15 protein-coding genes are annotated in these 15,426 nt (G+C 76.8%); 7 read left to right on the top strand and 8 right to left on the bottom strand.

Features of this window, described 5'->3' with window-relative positions:
• Positions 1-124 precede the first annotated feature (124 nt).
• A complete protein-coding gene (locus FHU37_RS22250) occupies positions 125-1,468 on the bottom strand; it encodes a GNAT family N-acetyltransferase (protein ID WP_179815876.1) in 1,344 nt (447 codons plus the stop codon).
• 24 nt (positions 1,469-1,492) lie between these two features.
• Entirely contained in the window at positions 1,493-2,425 is a 933-nt protein-coding gene (locus FHU37_RS22255) for a polysaccharide deacetylase family protein (RefSeq protein ID WP_179815877.1), read from the bottom strand.
• 324 nt (positions 2,426-2,749) lie between these two features.
• Here FHU37_RS22255 and FHU37_RS22260 point away from each other — a divergent pair, with 324 nt between their 5' ends.
• The 3 genes from FHU37_RS22260 to FHU37_RS22270 all read left to right on the top strand — a co-directional run bounded on the left by FHU37_RS22260 (position 2,750) and on the right by FHU37_RS22270 (position 5,670).
• Positions 2,750-3,589, top strand: a complete 840-nt coding sequence (locus FHU37_RS22260) for a polysaccharide deacetylase family protein (protein WP_179815878.1) — start codon at positions 2,750-2,752, stop codon at positions 3,587-3,589.
• The gene (locus FHU37_RS22265; RefSeq protein ID WP_312892723.1) at positions 3,582-4,838 is read left to right on the top strand and encodes a glycosyltransferase; all 1,257 of its coding nucleotides are present in this window, start codon (positions 3,582-3,584) and stop codon (positions 4,836-4,838) included. Before FHU37_RS22260 ends, FHU37_RS22265 begins: the two co-directional genes overlap by 8 nt.
• 139 nt (positions 4,839-4,977) lie before the next feature.
• The gene (locus tag FHU37_RS22270) at positions 4,978-5,670 is read left to right on the top strand and encodes a sugar transferase (RefSeq protein WP_179815879.1); all 693 of its coding nucleotides are present in this window, start codon (positions 4,978-4,980) and stop codon (positions 5,668-5,670) included.
• A 10-nt stretch (positions 5,671-5,680) separates the two neighbouring features.
• Here the strand turns inward: FHU37_RS22270 and FHU37_RS22275 are convergent, their stop codons facing one another.
• On the bottom strand, positions 5,681-6,886 hold the full coding sequence (locus tag FHU37_RS22275; protein ID WP_179815880.1) for an O-antigen ligase family protein: 1,206 nt from the start codon (positions 6,884-6,886) through the stop codon (positions 5,681-5,683).
• Here FHU37_RS22275 and FHU37_RS22280 point away from each other — a divergent pair.
• On the top strand, positions 6,885-7,526 hold the full coding sequence (locus FHU37_RS22280; RefSeq protein WP_179815881.1) for an acetyltransferase: 642 nt from the start codon (positions 6,885-6,887) through the stop codon (positions 7,524-7,526). The genes FHU37_RS22275 and FHU37_RS22280 overlap by 2 nt on opposite strands.
• Positions 7,527-7,564: 38 nt before the next feature.
• Here the strand turns inward: FHU37_RS22280 and FHU37_RS22285 are convergent, their stop codons facing one another.
• The 4 genes from FHU37_RS22285 to dhaK form a co-directional block, all read right to left on the bottom strand.
• On the bottom strand, positions 7,565-8,503 hold the full coding sequence (locus FHU37_RS22285) for an NAD-dependent epimerase/dehydratase family protein (protein ID WP_312892724.1): 939 nt from the start codon (positions 8,501-8,503) through the stop codon (positions 7,565-7,567).
• 63 nt (positions 8,504-8,566) lie between these two features.
• The gene (locus FHU37_RS22290) at positions 8,567-9,067 is read right to left on the bottom strand and encodes a PTS-dependent dihydroxyacetone kinase phosphotransferase subunit DhaM (protein ID WP_179815882.1); all 501 of its coding nucleotides are present in this window, start codon (positions 9,065-9,067) and stop codon (positions 8,567-8,569) included.
• A 1-nt stretch (position 9,068) separates the two neighbouring features.
• Complete coding sequence (gene dhaL, locus FHU37_RS22295) at positions 9,069-9,722, bottom strand: dihydroxyacetone kinase subunit DhaL (RefSeq protein WP_179816486.1); 654 nt, start codon at positions 9,720-9,722, stop codon at positions 9,069-9,071.
• Between the two features lie 107 nt (positions 9,723-9,829).
• Positions 9,830-10,900 carry a dihydroxyacetone kinase subunit DhaK gene (gene dhaK / locus FHU37_RS22300; protein ID WP_179815883.1) on the bottom strand — a complete coding sequence of 357 codons (1,071 nt, stop codon included), beginning with the start codon at positions 10,898-10,900 and terminating at the stop codon, positions 9,830-9,832.
• A 384-nt stretch (positions 10,901-11,284) separates the two neighbouring features.
• Between dhaK and FHU37_RS22305 the strand changes: the two genes are divergently transcribed.
• Both FHU37_RS22305 and FHU37_RS22310 read left to right on the top strand, forming a co-directional pair.
• Positions 11,285-11,533 (top strand): DUF397 domain-containing protein, encoded by a 249-nt coding sequence (locus FHU37_RS22305; RefSeq protein ID WP_179815884.1) that lies wholly within the window; start codon positions 11,285-11,287, stop codon positions 11,531-11,533.
• Between the two features lie 159 nt (positions 11,534-11,692).
• Positions 11,693-12,187, top strand: a complete 495-nt coding sequence (locus FHU37_RS22310) for a hypothetical protein (protein ID WP_179815885.1) — start codon at positions 11,693-11,695, stop codon at positions 12,185-12,187.
• Between the two features lie 105 nt (positions 12,188-12,292).
• Here the strand turns inward: FHU37_RS22310 and FHU37_RS22315 are convergent, their stop codons facing one another.
• Entirely contained in the window at positions 12,293-13,456 is a 1,164-nt protein-coding gene (locus tag FHU37_RS22315; RefSeq protein WP_246450074.1) for an aminoglycoside phosphotransferase family protein, read from the bottom strand.
• A 318-nt stretch (positions 13,457-13,774) separates the two neighbouring features.
• On the opposite strand from FHU37_RS22315, the gene FHU37_RS22320 reads away from it, so the two are divergent.
• A complete protein-coding gene (locus FHU37_RS22320; RefSeq protein WP_179815886.1) occupies positions 13,775-15,292 on the top strand; it encodes a DNA-binding protein NsdB in 1,518 nt (505 codons plus the stop codon).
• Positions 15,293-15,426 lie beyond the last annotated feature (134 nt).

Below are 15,426 nucleotides of genomic sequence, written 5' to 3' on the forward strand. Positions count from 1 at the left end.
CCGCACCCCGCGGGTCAGGACCGGTCTCCGGGGGCGAAACCGGCCATGATGTCCGAATCCGGACTCATGCTTGCCGCCGCGGGCCACGGCCCGCCAGCGGTGCGCCGTACTGTTCCCCGGAAGTTCATCCGGTGGTGGGGCCGTCCGCGCGGCCGTCGCGGGCCAGCCGGGCGCGCTCCCGCAGCAGCCAGGCGGCGCCGGAGAGGCCGTGCGGCAGGACCCAGCTGAGGTCGTGCCGGTCCTCGGCCTCGAAGCGGTACTTGTAGTCCTCGGCGCCGCGCAGGAAGTCGTAGGTGCGCATGCCGGCCTCGGCGACCGCCCGCACCGCCTCGGCCACCAGCACCGTGCCCAGGCTCTCCCGCCGGTAGGCCGGGTCCCAGCCGGTCTGGTAGTGCGAGAAGCAGCCCTGCCACTGGAAGCCGTAGACGGCGCCGACCGGCACGCCGTCGGAGTCCTCGGCGAGCAGCGCCGCCGGCCCGTGCTCGGGCTCGGCCCACTCCAGCAGCGAGCGGTGGAAGGGCAGCCGGGAGCGGTCGAAGCTGGTCGGCCGGCCGATGGCGTGCGACCGGGCCGCGTGCAGCCGCACCACGTCCTCCAGCAGGCCGGCGGTCATCTCCTTCGGCGCCACCCAGCGGAACCGCACCCCGGCCGCGTGCAGCCGGCGCCGCCAGGCCCGCACGTGCTTGCGCAGCCGGGGGGAGCCCGGCTCGCGACTCGGCGTCAGCTCCAGCCGGGGGCAGGCGGTGCGCTCCAGCAGCCGCGCCCCCTCGGGGACCGCGCCGATCGCCGACTCGTCCAGGTTCGGCAGCAGCACGGTGCCGCGCCGGGCCAGTTCGGCGAGCCGCTCCCGGACCTGCCGTTGACCGCACGGCCGGGCCGGGAACCCCAGGTGGTCGGCGGCGCCGGCCCCCGAGCCCAGCAGGGTGAGCAGCGGCACCCGGGGCAGTCCCGGCAGCCGGCGGTGCAGCGGGACGGTCTGCCACCACAGCGGCAGCACGGCCACACAGGCGGTGCCGGCGCCGACCGGGCCCGTGCCCCACCCCGGCGTCCCGCCCCGGCCCCCGCCCGCGCAGGCTTCGCCGCCGACCCCGCCGATCTCACCGCCCGCCCGCCGACCGCCCGGGCCGGGGTGGCCGCGGCCGGCCGCGCCGCCGCCGGCCGCGGTGGGCGCGTGCCACATCAGCACGGTGCCGGAGCCGGAGGAGTCGGCCAGGTAGCGCCACCAGCTCAGCACCCAGTCCGGGGTCATGAAGTACGAGCCGCCGTCGGGCAGGGTGGTCACCAGCCGGCGCCAGGCGGCCGCGTGCGCCGCCGCCTCGCCGGAGGACTCCAGCCGCAGCGGCTCACCGATCCGCGGGCCGTGGACGCCCCCCGGCAGCACCGCGCGGTTCGGTCCGCGCTCCTCCGCGGCCGCGCCGGGCAGCGGGAGGTCCGTCGGGCCCGTGCCGTTTCCGTCTTCCTTCGCCACGCCGGTCTCCGTGTCGGACGTCACTCAGGTCCCGCCGCGCAGCCGGTGTACCGCCGGATGCAGGCCGGAGACCACGGTGTCGAAGCGGTCGTCGGTCATCGCCAGGCCGACCCGCAGCCGGCTGATCCGCAGCGGGTCGGGGATCCGGGCGGGCACCAGGCGGTGGTCGAAGAGGAAGGCCGTGTGGTAGCCGAGCTGCCGCAGCACCCGCTCGGCCCGCTCGTCGAAGTTGCCGTTGGGGTAGGCGAAGGTGCGCACCGGCCGGCCCAGGGCCCGCTCCAGGAGGCGGTCGGCCTCCACGATCTCCCGCCGGACGGTCTCCGCGTCGCAGGCGTCCAGGCAGGGGTGGCTCAGCGTGTGGTTGCCGATGGCCACGCCGCCGGCCTGGAGCGTGGCCAGGTCCTCGGCGGTCAGCTGCCGCTGACGCAGCGGCGGCGCGTCGCTGGTGACCCGCAGCTCCTCGACGATCCGCCGCCGGTCCGCGTCCGGCAGCGTCTTCAGCAGCCCGAGGACTCGGTGCGGATCGGTCTCGGTGACGCCGCGGGCCGTGCCGCCGTGGGCCAACGAGTGGGCCACGTCGTTCCACCAGAACGGCGTGTCACCGCCGAGCAGCCCGGGGATCACGAAGGCGACCGCCGGGATGCCGCGCGCCGCCAGGGCCGGCAGCGCCCGGTCGAGCACCGAGCGGTCGCCGTCGTCCAGGGTGATCAGCACGCTGTGCGGCGGCAGCGGGCGCTGCGCCACCACCGCCTCGGTCACCTCCTCCAGGGAGACCGGGTTGGCCACCCGCAACAGGCGGTCGAGCTGGGCGCCGAAGCGACGGCTGTCGTGGATCTCGTGGTAGGCGAGCACGGCCAGGCGGTGGGCGGCGCGGGCCCGGAAGAGCGCCTGCGCCGGTGAGCGGCGCAGTACGGCGTCGATCTGGCGGCGCCGCCCGCTGAACGTGACGGGTTGCAAGACGGCTCAACCCCCTCCCAAGTCGCTCAGCTCACAGTAACAGCGTCGTCACTGCCTGGTCGGTGGATCGTCATCACGGCAAAGGGTTGTCGGGCGCGTGGGAGGCGCACGGGGGCACGTGTGCCGGTTGCGCGGGGTGAAAAGTGCGTCGATGTCAACTCCATCGGAGGTTCATCCCCCTATCTCCGTGGTTTCTTCACAAAACCAGCCCATTGTGTTGGCGCGTACCCGTACAGTCAGCGACGTCAGTGCGTGAGGGAGCGTGGCGCTGGGTGAGACAGCAGCCCGGGCCGTCCCCGCTCCCCGAGAGGGGGCGCGAGAGTCATGGCAGCCACAGCCCGGCCCAGCGACGCCCTGCGGGCCGGCGTCAAACGCGGTCTGGCCCGAATGCCCCGTGCCCGCTCCGGCGCGCCGAGCGGGGCCACCGTGCTCATCTACCACCGCGTCGGCGGCGACAGCCCCGACGAACTCGACGTCACCGTCGCCGACTTCACCGCCCAGCTCGACGTGCTGGCGGCGCTCGGCACCGGACCCGGCGGGGTGGTCGGCCTGGACGCCGCCGTGGACCGCCTGCGGCGCGGCGACCCCACCGGCTCCACCGTGATCACCTTCGACGACGGCTTCGCCGACCTCTACCGGCACGCCTGGCCGCGCCTGCGGGAACGCGGCCTGCCGTTCACCGTCTACCTCACCGCCGGCCGGGTGGGCACCACCATGAGCTGGCCCGGCTCCACCGCCACCGCCACCGCCGCACCCGCCCTGACCTGGGAACAGCTGGCCGAGATGGTCGGCAGCGGCCTGTGCGAGGTGGCCAACCACACGCTCAGCCACCCCCGCCCGGAACTGCTCACCAGCACCGAACTGGACGCCTGCGACGAGCTGATCCACCGGCACCTCGGCGTGCGCACCCGGCACTTCGCCTACACCTGGGGCGTTCCGGTGCCCCGGATGGAGGCGGCGCTGCGGGCCCGGTACCGCACCGCCGCCACCGGCGCGGTCGGACGCAACCGGCCCGGCGGCGATCCGATGCGGCTGCACCGGGTCCCGGTGCGGCGCACCGACCCGCTGGACTTCTTCCGCGCCAAGCTGGCCGGCGGCCTGCTGCCGGAGCGGCTCTACGCCGGCATCGTGCGCACCGCCAAGGCGGTGGGCGCCCGTGCCTGAACCGGCCACCACGACGGCGCGGGCACCGGGCGGGGTGCCGCACGGCGACGGCACCCGGCGGCTGCGCGGCCCCGGCGGCCGGAGGCTCCGCGTCGCCCACCTGACCACCGTCGACATGAGCCTGCACCTGCTGCTGGGCACCGAGCTGTCCGTGGACGTGGCCAGCGGCCTGGAGGTGTACGGGCTCAGCGCCCCCGGCCGCTACGTGCCGCTGATCGAGGAGCGCGGGGTGACGCACGTGCCGCTGCGCCGGCTGACCCGGGCCTGGGACCCGGCGGCCGACGCCGCCGCCGCGGCCGAGCTGCTCGCCGCGCTGCGCCGGCTCCGGCTCGACGTGCTGCACACCCACAACCCCAAGACCGGGGTGCTGGGCCGGCTGCTGGGGCGCGCCGCCGGCGTCCCGGTGGTGGTGAACACCTGCCACGGGCTCTGGCTGCGCCCCGGCGACGGCGCGGCGCGCCGGGGCCTGGTGCTCGGCGCCGAGACGCTGGCCGGGCGGGTCTCGCACGCCGAGCTGTACCAGAACGGCGCGGACCGGGAGCGGTTGGCCTGGGCGGTGCCCCGCGCCCGCTCGCGGGTGGCCGGCAACGGCGTCGACCTCGACCGCTTCCGCCCGGATCCGGCGGCGCGCCGCGCCGTCCGGGCCCGCCTGGGCGTGCGGGACGGCGAGCTGCTGGTGGGCGGGGTGGGCCGGCGGGTGGCGGAGAAGGGGGTGCCGGAGTACGTCGCGGCGGCCGCCCGGCTGGCGGGGGACCGGCGGGGCGGGCCGGGGGAGGGGGCGGGGCCCGCGGTGCACTTCGTCTGGGCCGGCCCGGAGGACCCGGACAAGCCCGACGCCGTGCCGGCGGCCGGCGCGGCGGGGCCGGTGCGCTGGCTGGGGGAGTGGCGGGACATGCCGGCGTTCTACTCCGCCCTGGACGTCTTCGTGCTGCCCTCGCACCGCGAGGGGTTCTCCCGCTCGGCGATGGAGGCGGCCGCCTGCGGCCTGCCGATGGTGCTGAGCGACATCCGCGGCTGCCGGGAGATCGGCCGGCACGAGCGGGAGCTGCTGCTGACCCCGCCCGGCGACGCCGAGCGGCTGGCCGGGGCGGTGGACCGGCTGCTGCGCCGCCCGGAGCTGCGGGCCCGGCTCGGCCGGGCGGCCCGCGAGCGGGCGGCCCGGGAGTTCGACCAGCGTCGGGTCGCCCGGCTGTCCCTGGACACCTACGCGGCCGTGGCCCGCCGTCGCGGGCTGGGCTGGACGGGCTGACCGCGAGCCGGCCCGCGGACGGCGGCCGGGCCGCACCACCGGCGCCGACGACTGCCCCATAAGAATCATGATCATGACATTGATCTGACGGACCGCCGCACCACTCGCGGCGAGACCACGCCGAGGAGGGGAGAGCACCATGCGCCGAGGGGGAGACATCGTGGTGGCGGCGCTGGCCGGAATCGCGCTCGCGCCGCTGATCGTCGCCGTCGCCCTGCTGGTCCGGATCACCATGGGCGGGCCGGTGGTCTTCCACCAGACCCGCGTGGGCCGCTACGGACGCACCTTCCGCATCCACAAGTTCCGCACCATGCGCGATGCGCGCCACCCCGGCGAGTCGGACGCGGACCGGCTCACCCCGCTCGGCCGGCTGCTGCGCGCCAGCAGCATCGACGAGCTGCCGCAGCTGTGGAACGTGCTCCGCGGTGAGATGGCCATCGTGGGACCCCGCCCCACCCTGCCCGAGCAGGTCATGCACTACACGCCCCGGCAGCGCGGCCGGCTGCTGGTCCGCCCGGGGCTGACCGGCTGGGCGCAGATACGCGGACGCAACGCGCTGAGCTGGCCGGAACGGATCGAACTGGACCTGGAGTACGTGCGCGACCGCTCACTCCGGCTCGACCTGCGCATCATGCTGCGCACCGTCGGGGTGCTGCTGCGCCCGGTCGGCATCACCGGCGCCGGCGGCGTCAACCCCGGCTTCCCCATTCCCGGCACGGACCGGACCACCCCCGCAGCCACCGTCGCTCCCAGCGCTCCGGTCGCTCCCGGAGCGCACGAGGCCGCCCGCGGGCGCCCCGCCCCGGAGCCCACCGAGCCACGGGCGGCCTGAGCGGCGGCGCTCACGGTCCGTCCGGCGCCCCGCCGCGGCCCCCGGCGGCGGGGCGGACGGAGGCGGCACCCACCAGCAGCCCCAGGAAGAACAGCAGCACCGGGAAGTCCAGGATGTAGTCGATCGAGGAGTGCACCGCCACCGCGGTCAGGGCCAGCGCGCCGGTGACCGCCACCGGCCCCCAGGGCGCGGCGACCGCCGGCCCGGGCAGGGACGGCGCTGCGCCGCGGTAGGGAGCTGGGCCGCGGGACGGTCCCCCGCCGCGGTACAGCGCCAGCAGCCCCCACCCGAACAGCGCCCCGAGCAGCGCCAGGCCCGGCAGGCCCTGCTCCGCCGCCCGCTCCAGCGGTCCGGAGTGGGCGTGCAGCAGGTCGGGGTCGGCGCGGGCCAGCGCGCTGTGCGCGGCGAACCTCCCCGGGCCGACGCCGAACACCGGCTCGGCGCCCGCCATGTCCAGCGCCTCGGCCCACAGCGTCGTCCGCACGTCCGTCAGCCGGGCCCGCAGCGCGTCCGAGGCCGCGTGCCCGGTCTTGTCGCCGGCCAGCGCCGTGGTGAACGCCACCGCCAGCACCGGCAGCACGGCCAGCACGCCCAGCACCGTCCGCGCGCCCCGCCGCCCGCGCACGCCCGCCAGCAGCAGCGAACCCGACAGCACCAGCAGGCACAGCGTGAAACCGGCCGACGAGCGGGTCACGAAGGCGATCCCGGTCAACCCCGCCGCCAGCAGCAGCCAGCCCCGGTGCCGGCGCGGACCCGGCGCCCGCCAGGCCGCGCAGCACGCCATGCCCACCGCCACCGCCAGCAGGGCCCCGTTGGCGTTGCCGTACCACAGCGGCGGCACGTGCGGACCGCCGGACAGCCCGCCGGGCGCCAGCACCGTCACCGCCGCCACCAGCGCCGCCGGCACCCCGAACACCCGCTCCGGGGCGCGCCGCGCCCACAGCCGCCCGGCGCACACCCCGAGCGCGGCCGCGGCCAGAACGAGCAGCGCGGGCACCGGCGCCGCGCCCGGCCGCGCCGCGGCGGTCACCAGCGTCCACGCCGCGGCGGCGGTCGCCAGGCCCGCGCCCAGCAGGTCCAGCACGCCCCGACGCCGGTACCGGCCCCGGCGCCCCACGCCGGGCGGCCGCCCGGCGCCGGCCGGCGGCCCGGACGCCGCACCATCGATCCCCGAGATCTCCACGACGTCACCCCCGGCCGGTAAGGATTGGTCCATGTTCGATGCCAACGTGACACCTCCGCTCTACGTCGCCGGCGCCGGCGGGGTCGGCCGGGAGACCCTCGACACCGTGACCGCCCTCGGCGGCGAGGTCACCGCCTTCCTCGACGACGCCGCCCAGCCCGCCCAGACCGTGCGCGGCGTCCCCGTGCTGCCGCCCGACCAGGTCTCCGGACCGGCCGGATACGTCGTCGGCATCGCCGACCCGGTCGTCCGCGCCCGGCTGGCCGAACTGCTCGACACCGCCGGCCTGCGCCCCGTCGTGCTGGTCCACCCCAGGGCCGTGGTCGCCCCGGAGACCACCCTCGGCGCGGGCGCCATCGTGCTCGGCGGGGCCTACGTCTCCAGCGACGTCGTCCTCGGCCGGCACTGCCAGATCCACTACAACGCCACCGTGGGGCACGACGCCCGACTGGCCGACCGCGCCACCGTTTACCCCGGGGCCAACGTCTCCGGCGGCGTGCGGCTCGGCGAGGGCGCCACCGTCGGCAGCAACGCCGTCGTCCTGCAGGGCCGCGCCGTCGGACCGGGCGCCTTCGTGGGCGCCGGGGCCGTGGTCACCCGGGACGTGCCGGCCGGCGCGGTGGTCGTCGGCAACCCCGCCCGCCCGCTCCGCCCCGGGGCGGACGAGGGCTGACCCCGCGCCGCCCCCCGTCCGCGCCGCCCCGGTGCCGGTCACCGCGAGCGGAACCACTCCACGGTGCGCTCCAGGCCCTCCCGCAGCGGCGTCGGCACGACGTCCGGGAAGAGGCCGCGCAGCCGCGCGTTGTCCGCCTGCGAGTCCCGCACGTCCCCCGGCCGCGGGTCCGTGTGCTCCACCCGCAGGGACCGGCCGAGCACCGCCTCCAGCTCGGCGACCAGCGCGCGCAGCGACGTCCGGGTGCCGAACGCCAGGTTCACCGGCTCCGCCGAGCTGACCCCGCGCAGCACGGCCTCCGCCAGCACCGCCCGCACCGTCCCCACGTAGGTGAAGTCGCGGGTCTGCAGGCCGTCGCCGTGCAGCCGCAGCGGCCGGCCGGCCAGCGCGGCGTCGACGAACGTCGGGACCACCGCCGCGTAGGCGTGCCCGGCCGGCTGCCCGGGCCCGAAGACGTTGAAGAAGCGGAACGGCAGCACCGGCAGGCCGTAGCAGCGCGCGAACGCCGTCAGATACGACTCGGTGGCCTGCTTGCTCACCGCGTACGGGCTGAGCGGCGCCGTCCGCAGCCCTTCGTGCTTGGGCAGCGTGGGATTGGCCCCGTACACCGAGGACGACGAGGCGGCCACCACCGGCAGGTGGCCGGCCCGACGCGCCGCCAGCAGCACCTGGAGGGTGCCGGTGGCGTTGGCGTGGTGGCTCGCCAGCGGATCCGCCACCGAGCGCGGCACCGACGGCAGGGCCGCCAGGTGCACCACCGCGTCCGCCCCCGCGAGGGCGGTGTCCAGCAGCGCCGGGTCGCACACCGAGCCCTCGAAGAAGGTGGCCCCCAGGCCGGCCAGGTTGGCCCTGCTGCCGGTCGACAGGTCGTCGACCACCCGCACCTCGGTCACCTCTGGGCGGCCGGACAACTCCGCGACCAGGTTGGACCCGATGAAACCGGCACCGCCGGTGACCACCACGCGCACGTTCGCCACCCTCCCCGCCCCGAAGAGCCACGCCCGTGACCCACACTAGCGACGCCGCGGCCCGGCCGGTGGTCACTTCTTCCGGTAGGCGCGGGCCTCCTCCGCCGCCTCCACCACCGCCCGCAGCTCCGCCCCGGTGGCCGCCGTGACCACCGCGGCCACCGCCCCCTCCAGGAACGGCGCGTCCACCAGGCGGATGGCGCCCGCCGGCAGACCCGCGGGCAGCGGCAGCTCCTCCGGCTCCTCCAGCAGCAGCCGCACCGTCAGCACCGAACTGCCGAGGTCCGCCAGGACCGCCACGCCGCCGCCCGCCGGCTCCCCGCCCGCCGGCTCCCCGCCCGCCGGCTCCCCGAGGACCCGCCGGGCCACCGCGCCGATCGCCCCGGCGATGGCCGCCGCGTCCGTCCCCAACCCGCCACGGGGGTCCCCGCCGGCGGCGGCCAGCGGAACGCGCTCCGCCCCGCTCACCATGCCCGCCGCCAGCCGGCCCACCGCCTCGGCCACCGCCGCGCTGTGCGAGACCAGGACCACGCCCACCCGCGGCGCGGGCCCGCCGCCGGCCGTCCCGGCCACCTCACACCCTCCCGGCCGCGCGCTCGCACACCGCCGCCAACGCCTCCACCAGCAGCGCCACCGACACCGCCCCCGGATCCAGATGGCCGGCGCTGCGCTCGCCCAGGTAGCTGGCGCGCCCCTTGCGGGCCCGCAGCGGCCCCGTCGCCTCCGCGCCGCGCCGGGCCGCCGTCGCCGCCGCCCGCACCGCCGCCAGCAACGAGGAGCTCCGGGCGAACTCCTCGTCGTAGGCGTCCGCGGCCGGCTGCAGCGCGTCGACCATCGTCTTGTCCCCCGGCGCCGCGCCGCCCATCTCCCGCACCCCGGTGGTCGCGGCGCGCAGCGCCTCACCGAGCCGCGCGCCGTCCACCCGCTCGGCGTCCCCCAGCGCCCGGCCCGCCCGCCGCAGCGCGGTGCCGAGCAGCGGCCCGGAGGCGCCGCCCACCGTGGCCACCAGCTGACGCCCGGCCGTGACCAGGACCTCCCCGGGCGTGGCCGGCGCCGGCGCGGAGCCGTCGGTGAGCCGGGCGCGCACCGCGGCGTACCCACGGTCCAGGTTGGCCCCGTGGTCCGCGTCGCCTATCGCGGCGTCGAGGTCGGTCAACGCCTTCGCCTCCCGGGACACCGCCTCGGCCGCCGCCACCAGCCAGCGCCGGAACAGCTCCGCGTCCAGCACCGGGCCGGCGTCACCGGCCGGCACCGGGCTCCCGCCTGCCTCCACCACCCTCGCCGCCTCCCTCTCCTCGCTCCGCGTCGTACGGCGGCCGCGGCGGCCGCCCGGTCCTACCGCCCCCAGCGCAGCGCGGCCGTCTCCACCGGGGCGTCCCACAGACGCAGCATCTCCTCGTCGGCCCGGCACAGGGTGACCGAGAAGCCCGCCATGTCCAGACTGGTCACGTAGTTGCCCACCAGCGAGCGGACCACCGGCACCCCGCGCAGTTCCAGCGCCTCCACCAGGTCCCCGTAGGCCACGTACAGCTCCAGCAGCGGCGTGCCGCCCATCCCGTTCAGCAGGGCCATCACCGGCCCGTCGACCGGGTCGGGCAGCTCGGCGAGGACGGCCTCCACCGCCGTCTCCACCAGCTCGCGGGCCGGCGCCAGCGCCCGGCGCTCCCGCCCGGGCTCGCCGTGGATGCCCACGCCCACCTCGATCTCGTCCGGGCCCAGCTCGAACGTCGGCACGCCGCGCTCCGGGGTGGTGCAGGCGGTCAGGGCCACCCCGAAACTCCGGGAGGCGTCGTTCACCCGCCGGGCGACGTCCGCCACCGCGTCCAGCGGGGCGCGCCGCTCGGCCAGGGCCCCGGCGATCTTCTCCACGAAGAGCGTCGCCCCGGTGCCGCGCCGGCCGGCGGTGAAGGTGCTGTCGGACACCGCCACGTCGTCGTCCACCACCACCTGGCGCACCGACAGGCCCTCCTCCTCGGCGAGCTCGGCCGCCATCCGGAAGTTGAGGACGTCCCCGGTGTAGTTCTTGACCACGTGCAGCACCCCGGCGCCGCCGTCCACCGCGCGGGTGGCCTCCACCATCTGGTGCGGCACCGGCGACGTGAAGACCGCTCCGGGGCACGCGGCGTCCAGCATGCCCGGGCCCACGAACCCCGAGTGCAGCGGCTCGTGGCCGGTGCCGCCGCCGGAGACCAGCCCCACCTTCCCCGCCACCGGCGCGTCGGTACGCACCACCAGGCGGGCCCGCGGGTCGACGCGCAGCCGGGGATGGGCCGCGGCCAGCCCGCGCAGCGCGTCGGCCACCACCTCGTCCGGGGCGTTGACCAGCTTCTTGGTGCGCCGCGGCGCCGGCGGTTCGGGCGTCCCCGCGCCCGGCGCCGTCGCCCCGGTGTCGTCGCTCGCGTCCATCCGCCGCCTCCGTCCACCGCCCCGTGTCCGCGCAGCCCACTCTCCCACCGGAAGGCGCCCGGCGAAACGTCTGCCACGCCGAAAGACGCCCGGTGGAACGCGGCCCGCCCGGTGGAACCGGGGCCCACCCGGAGCCGTCGGCGGCGCCCCCGGCGACCAACCGCCGCGGGGCGTTGCCCGGAAAGGCCCTGATCGGCGATCACCGGGCGGTGACTTCCTCACGGGGCCCGCCGTGCCACGGTGCGACCACGTAGAGTCGTCCCCGGGGGGCGCCGGGAGGGCGGACCACCCGCCGGGCGTCCGGGGGGCGGCGCCGTCGGCACGGGCGCCCCGCACCACGCCGGCCGAGGGCTGGCCGGACCGCGAGTGAAAGGGAACCGACCGATGTCCGAGACCACCGAGCAGCCGCCGCAACCGGACCCGGTGACCGGCAAGAAGCCGAAGCTGGACCTCACCGGCGCCGAGTGGCTCTCCAGCGACGAGGGCAACGGCGACGTGCAGATCGCCTTCGTCCAGGGCTACATCGCCATGCGCAACGGCCGGGACCCGGACGGCCCGGCGCTCATCTTCACCCAGTCCGAGTGGGACGCCTTCGTCCTCGGCGCCCGCGACGGCGAGTTCGACATCGACTGACCGGGCGAGCCGCCCGTGCCCCGGCGGACCGCCCCGCCCCAACGGCGAACGGGCCCTGCGACGGGCCCGTTCTCCGCCGGCCCGGGCCCCCTTCCGGGCCCTCCGGGACCGCCTCGGGGGTGGAGCGAGTGACGGGTGTCACGGCAGTACCATGCACGCATGGGATTCCTGCGCCGCCGCACCACCGACGCCCCGTCCGGGCCCGACTTCGACGTCCTCGCCGTGGATCCGGGCGACTGGCCGGGCAACTTCGGCGCCGTGCTGCTGGCCGGCCCGGACGGCAGCTGCCAGGGCATCTTCCTGCGCTACGACCTCTTCGGCGGGCGCGGCCCGGCCATGTTCATCGGCAACCTCCCCGCGGGCTCGCCGGCCCGCGAGACCGAGGGCGTGCCGTTCGAGGTCTCCCAGATGATGGCCGCGCTGGAGAACGACGAGCCGGTGGAGGAGGTCTCCCGCGAGGACGTGCCGGTGATGCTCGGTGACGACCTGCTGATCGTGCGCCGGGTCAAGCTCTCCGAGGGCCGGCTCGCCTGCTCCCAGTTCGACCGCAGCGACGACGTCCAGGTCACCATCGTCACCTGGGACCGCCCGATCACCGAGGACCTCTACCGGCTGCTGAAGCCGCTGCCCGCGGAGATGTTCCAGCGGGTGTGACGCCCCCCGCGCCGCGGGCGGGCGGGTCCGGCCGGGGCGGGCGCCAGACGGCGACGCCCGCCCCCTTCCCCGTCGGAGAGGCCGGATGATCGGCGCCGGGAACGCTCAGCGCGTCCCGACGGCCGCCCGCACGGCACGGCGTGCGGTCTTCAGGTCGTCGTGCAGCCGGCGCAGCAGCACCCGCTGGCGCTCGTCCGGCGAGTCCGTCTCCACCCGCCGCACCTCCCCGGTCAGCACCAGCAGCAGGTTCACCAGGAAGGCGTCCCGGCTCGGCGTGCCGTAGCTCTGCACCTGGTGGCTGATCCGGCGACGCGACATCAGGTCGTCCGGCACGGCCGTCCACAGCATCGCCAGGTCGTAGCCCGGCAGGTACCAGCCGGCCGCGTGCCAGTCCACGAAGGTCACCCCGGACGGCCCCACCACCACGTTCTGCGGCAGCGCCTCGCCGTGGCAGAACTGCCGGGGCATCCGCTCCAGACCGTGCATCAGCTGCGCCAGGTCGCCGGCGTCCCGGTCGGTGAGCAGGCCCAGGCCGTGCTCCCGCCGGATCCGGGCCGGGTAGTCCAGCAGCGCGGGGAAGGTCTCCCGCGCCGGACGCCACAGGTTCAGCGCCGAACAGGCGGTCACCGCCGCCCGCAGCTCGGCCGCCGGAGGACACAGCCGCGGCTGCCGCTCCACCGCCAGCGGCCGGCCGGGCACCCGCTCGGTGACCAGCAGCCCGCGCTCCGGATCCGCAGCCACCAGCCGCGGCGTGCGCACCGGCGGCCGCTGCCGGACGAACGCCCGGTGCGCCGCTACCTCCCGCCCGAACCGGCGCACCGACGCCTCGGTGCGCCGGGTCAGCGCCTTGACCACCACCGGCAGCCGGCCCGCCGTGCCCGCGACCACCACGCTGTCGACGCCCCGGCGCAGCAGCTGACCGGGCACGAAGTCCGGGCATATCCGGGTCGCGGCGGCGACGGCCGCCCGCAACTCGGGCAGGTCCGGCAGCGGGGATCTGGGCCGCCCCGGATGACCCAGGTGGCCGGCGCCGGGATGGGACGGGTACCGCCCGGGCGGCACCAGGCCCCGCCGCAGCGGGCCCGGATAGGGGCCGGGCGACGCGTCCGCCGGCGCGCCGGCCGGCAGGCCGGCCAGCGCGCCGCCGGCCGGGCCGCGCTGGCCGGGCCCGGTTCGGCTCCGCAGGGCGCCGGGCGCGGTGAGGGCGGAGGGGGTGGGGGTCGTCCTGGCCGAGATCGCGGCGGGGGAGGAGAACGCGGAAGGGTGCATGCGGGGTCGTCCGCAACCTTTCTCTGACGTCGGTCCGGCGCGCCGTTACGCCGCACCGGCCGGCACACGCGTCGCGGCGTGCCCGCCGGCCCGTCCGGCCCCGACCGCGGTCGGGAGCGGAGCGCCGTGGGACCGGGGACGCCGTGCACCTGGGGAACGCACGACGGCCCCGGCGGAGCCGTCACCGGCTCACTCCTACGCCACACCCGCGCGGGGGTGGTAGTCCATGTGGCGAAGCCTGGCGAACCCTGGCGAATCCTCGCCACCGCGGTGACTGACCGTTAGCCTCGGTCGTGCCGAGGAACCTGGGGGCTTGAGATGAGCAGGGAACCCAACACCCAATTCGCCGACCTGTTCGCGCTGACCGGCTGGACCAAGGGTGAACTGGCGCGCCTGGTGAACCGCCAGGCCGCGGCCGCCGGCCACCCGCAGCTGGCCACGGACACCTCGCGGGTCCGGCGCTGGATCGAGCGGGGCGAGCGCCCGCGCGATCCCGTGCCACGGGTGCTGGCCGCCCTGTTCACCGAGCGCCTCGGCCGTGTCGTCACCGCCGAGGATCTCGGCCTCGGTCGGCGCCGGTCCACGAGCGGGCGCGCCACGGCGAACCCGCGTCTCCCCTGGGCCCCCGAGCGCACGGCCGCGATCCTCACCGAATTCACGGGAATGGATCTCATGCTGAACCGACGCGGCTTGATGGGCGCCAGCGCCGCCACCCTCCTGACCGGATCCGCCATCACCGACGGGGTCGCCGGCTGGCTGCTGGGCGGCACCGCCCACGCCTCGGGCTTCCTCCCGTCCGCCCGCACCGCCGGCCCGGGCGAGTACGTACCCGACCCCGGTGGCTTCGTCTCCGCCGACCGCTACGAGGCCGGCCCCGTCGGGAGCGACGAGGTCGCCGCCCTGGAGAACTCCGTGGAGGTGTTCCGGGCCTGGGACGCCTCCCGCGGCGGCGGCCTGCAACGCAAGGCGGTCATCGGGCAGTTGAACGAGGTCGGCGGCATGCTCGCCTACCGGCACCCGGAGCACCTGGAGCGGCGGCTGTGGGGCGTGGCCGCCAACCTGGCCGTGCTGGCCGGCTGGATGTCCCACGACGTCGGCATGGAGCCGACCGCCCAGCGCTACTTCGTCATCGCGGTGCACGCCGCGCACGAGGCGGGCGATCGCCCGCGCGCCGGCGAGGCGCTCTCCCGCGCGGCCCGCCAGATGATCCACCTCGGGCGGGGCGACGAGGCGATCGACCTGGTGCGGCTCGCCCAGGAGGGCAGCGGTGAGCAGGCCACCCCGGAGACCAAGGCCATGCTGCACACCATCGAGGCGTGGGCGCAGGCATCACTCGGCCATTACCAGGCGTGCAGACGCACCCTCGGTCAGGCGGAGGAGCTGTTCGTCGCCACCGACCGAGGCACCGAACGCCCCAACTGGATGCAGTTCTTCGACGAGGCCGACCTGCACGGCATGGAGGCCCTGGCCTACCGCACGCTGGCCGAGACGGACCCGGCGCACGCCCGGCAGGCCACCGCCGAGGCCATCCGGCACGCCGAGGTCGCGATCCGGCTGCGCGCCGGCGGCAAGGAACGCTCCCAGGTGATGGACTACATCTCGCTGGCCTCGGCCTGCTTCCTGTCCGACGACCCGGAGCAGGCCGGCCGCTACGCCACCATGGCGCTCAACACCACCGCGCAGGTCTCCTCGCGCCGCACCTGGGACCGGCTGCGCCAGATGTACCGGCTGACCTCCCGCTTCGGCAACGCCCCGCAGGTGGCCGAGTTGCGCGAGCGGATGCAGACCGAGTGCCGGGCCGCCACCGGCCACACCCTGGTGGCGGCCCGGGCCTGACGGGGCACCGGCCCGGCGGCAGGCGGAAGCCGGGCAGGTCCAAGGGAGTTCCCCCTCCGGGAGGCCGACGGCTCGGAGGGGGACCCCGCCCGCTCCTCGCGAACCAACCCCCGAATCCAGCACGGTCACCGCCC

This window comes from Allostreptomyces psammosilenae (assembly GCF_013407765.1).
GTDB lineage: Bacteria > Actinomycetota > Actinomycetes > Streptomycetales > Streptomycetaceae > Allostreptomyces > Allostreptomyces psammosilenae.

What these genes read in the sequence shown, in the direction of transcription:
- FHU37_RS22260 (WP_179815878.1), top strand. Translation starts at nt 2,750, where the DNA reads ATGGCAGCCACAGCCCGGCCCAGCGACGCCCTGCGGGCCGGCGTCAAA.
- dhaK (WP_179815883.1), bottom strand. Translation starts at nt 10,900, where the DNA reads ATGGACGCGAGCGACGACACCGGGGCGACGGCGCCGGGCGCGGGGACG.
- FHU37_RS22310 (WP_179815885.1), top strand. Translation starts at nt 11,693, where the DNA reads ATGGGATTCCTGCGCCGCCGCACCACCGACGCCCCGTCCGGGCCCGAC.
- FHU37_RS22270 (WP_179815879.1), top strand. Translation starts at nt 4,978, where the DNA reads ATGCGCCGAGGGGGAGACATCGTGGTGGCGGCGCTGGCCGGAATCGCG.
- FHU37_RS22305 (WP_179815884.1), top strand. Translation starts at nt 11,285, where the DNA reads ATGTCCGAGACCACCGAGCAGCCGCCGCAACCGGACCCGGTGACCGGC.
- FHU37_RS22320 (WP_179815886.1), top strand. Translation starts at nt 13,775, where the DNA reads ATGAGCAGGGAACCCAACACCCAATTCGCCGACCTGTTCGCGCTGACC.
- FHU37_RS22275 (WP_179815880.1), bottom strand. Translation starts at nt 6,886, where the DNA reads ATGGACCAATCCTTACCGGCCGGGGGTGACGTCGTGGAGATCTCGGGG.
- FHU37_RS22315 (WP_246450074.1), bottom strand. Translation starts at nt 13,456, where the DNA reads ATGCACCCTTCCGCGTTCTCCTCCCCCGCCGCGATCTCGGCCAGGACG.
- FHU37_RS22280 (WP_179815881.1), top strand. Translation starts at nt 6,885, where the DNA reads ATGTTCGATGCCAACGTGACACCTCCGCTCTACGTCGCCGGCGCCGGC.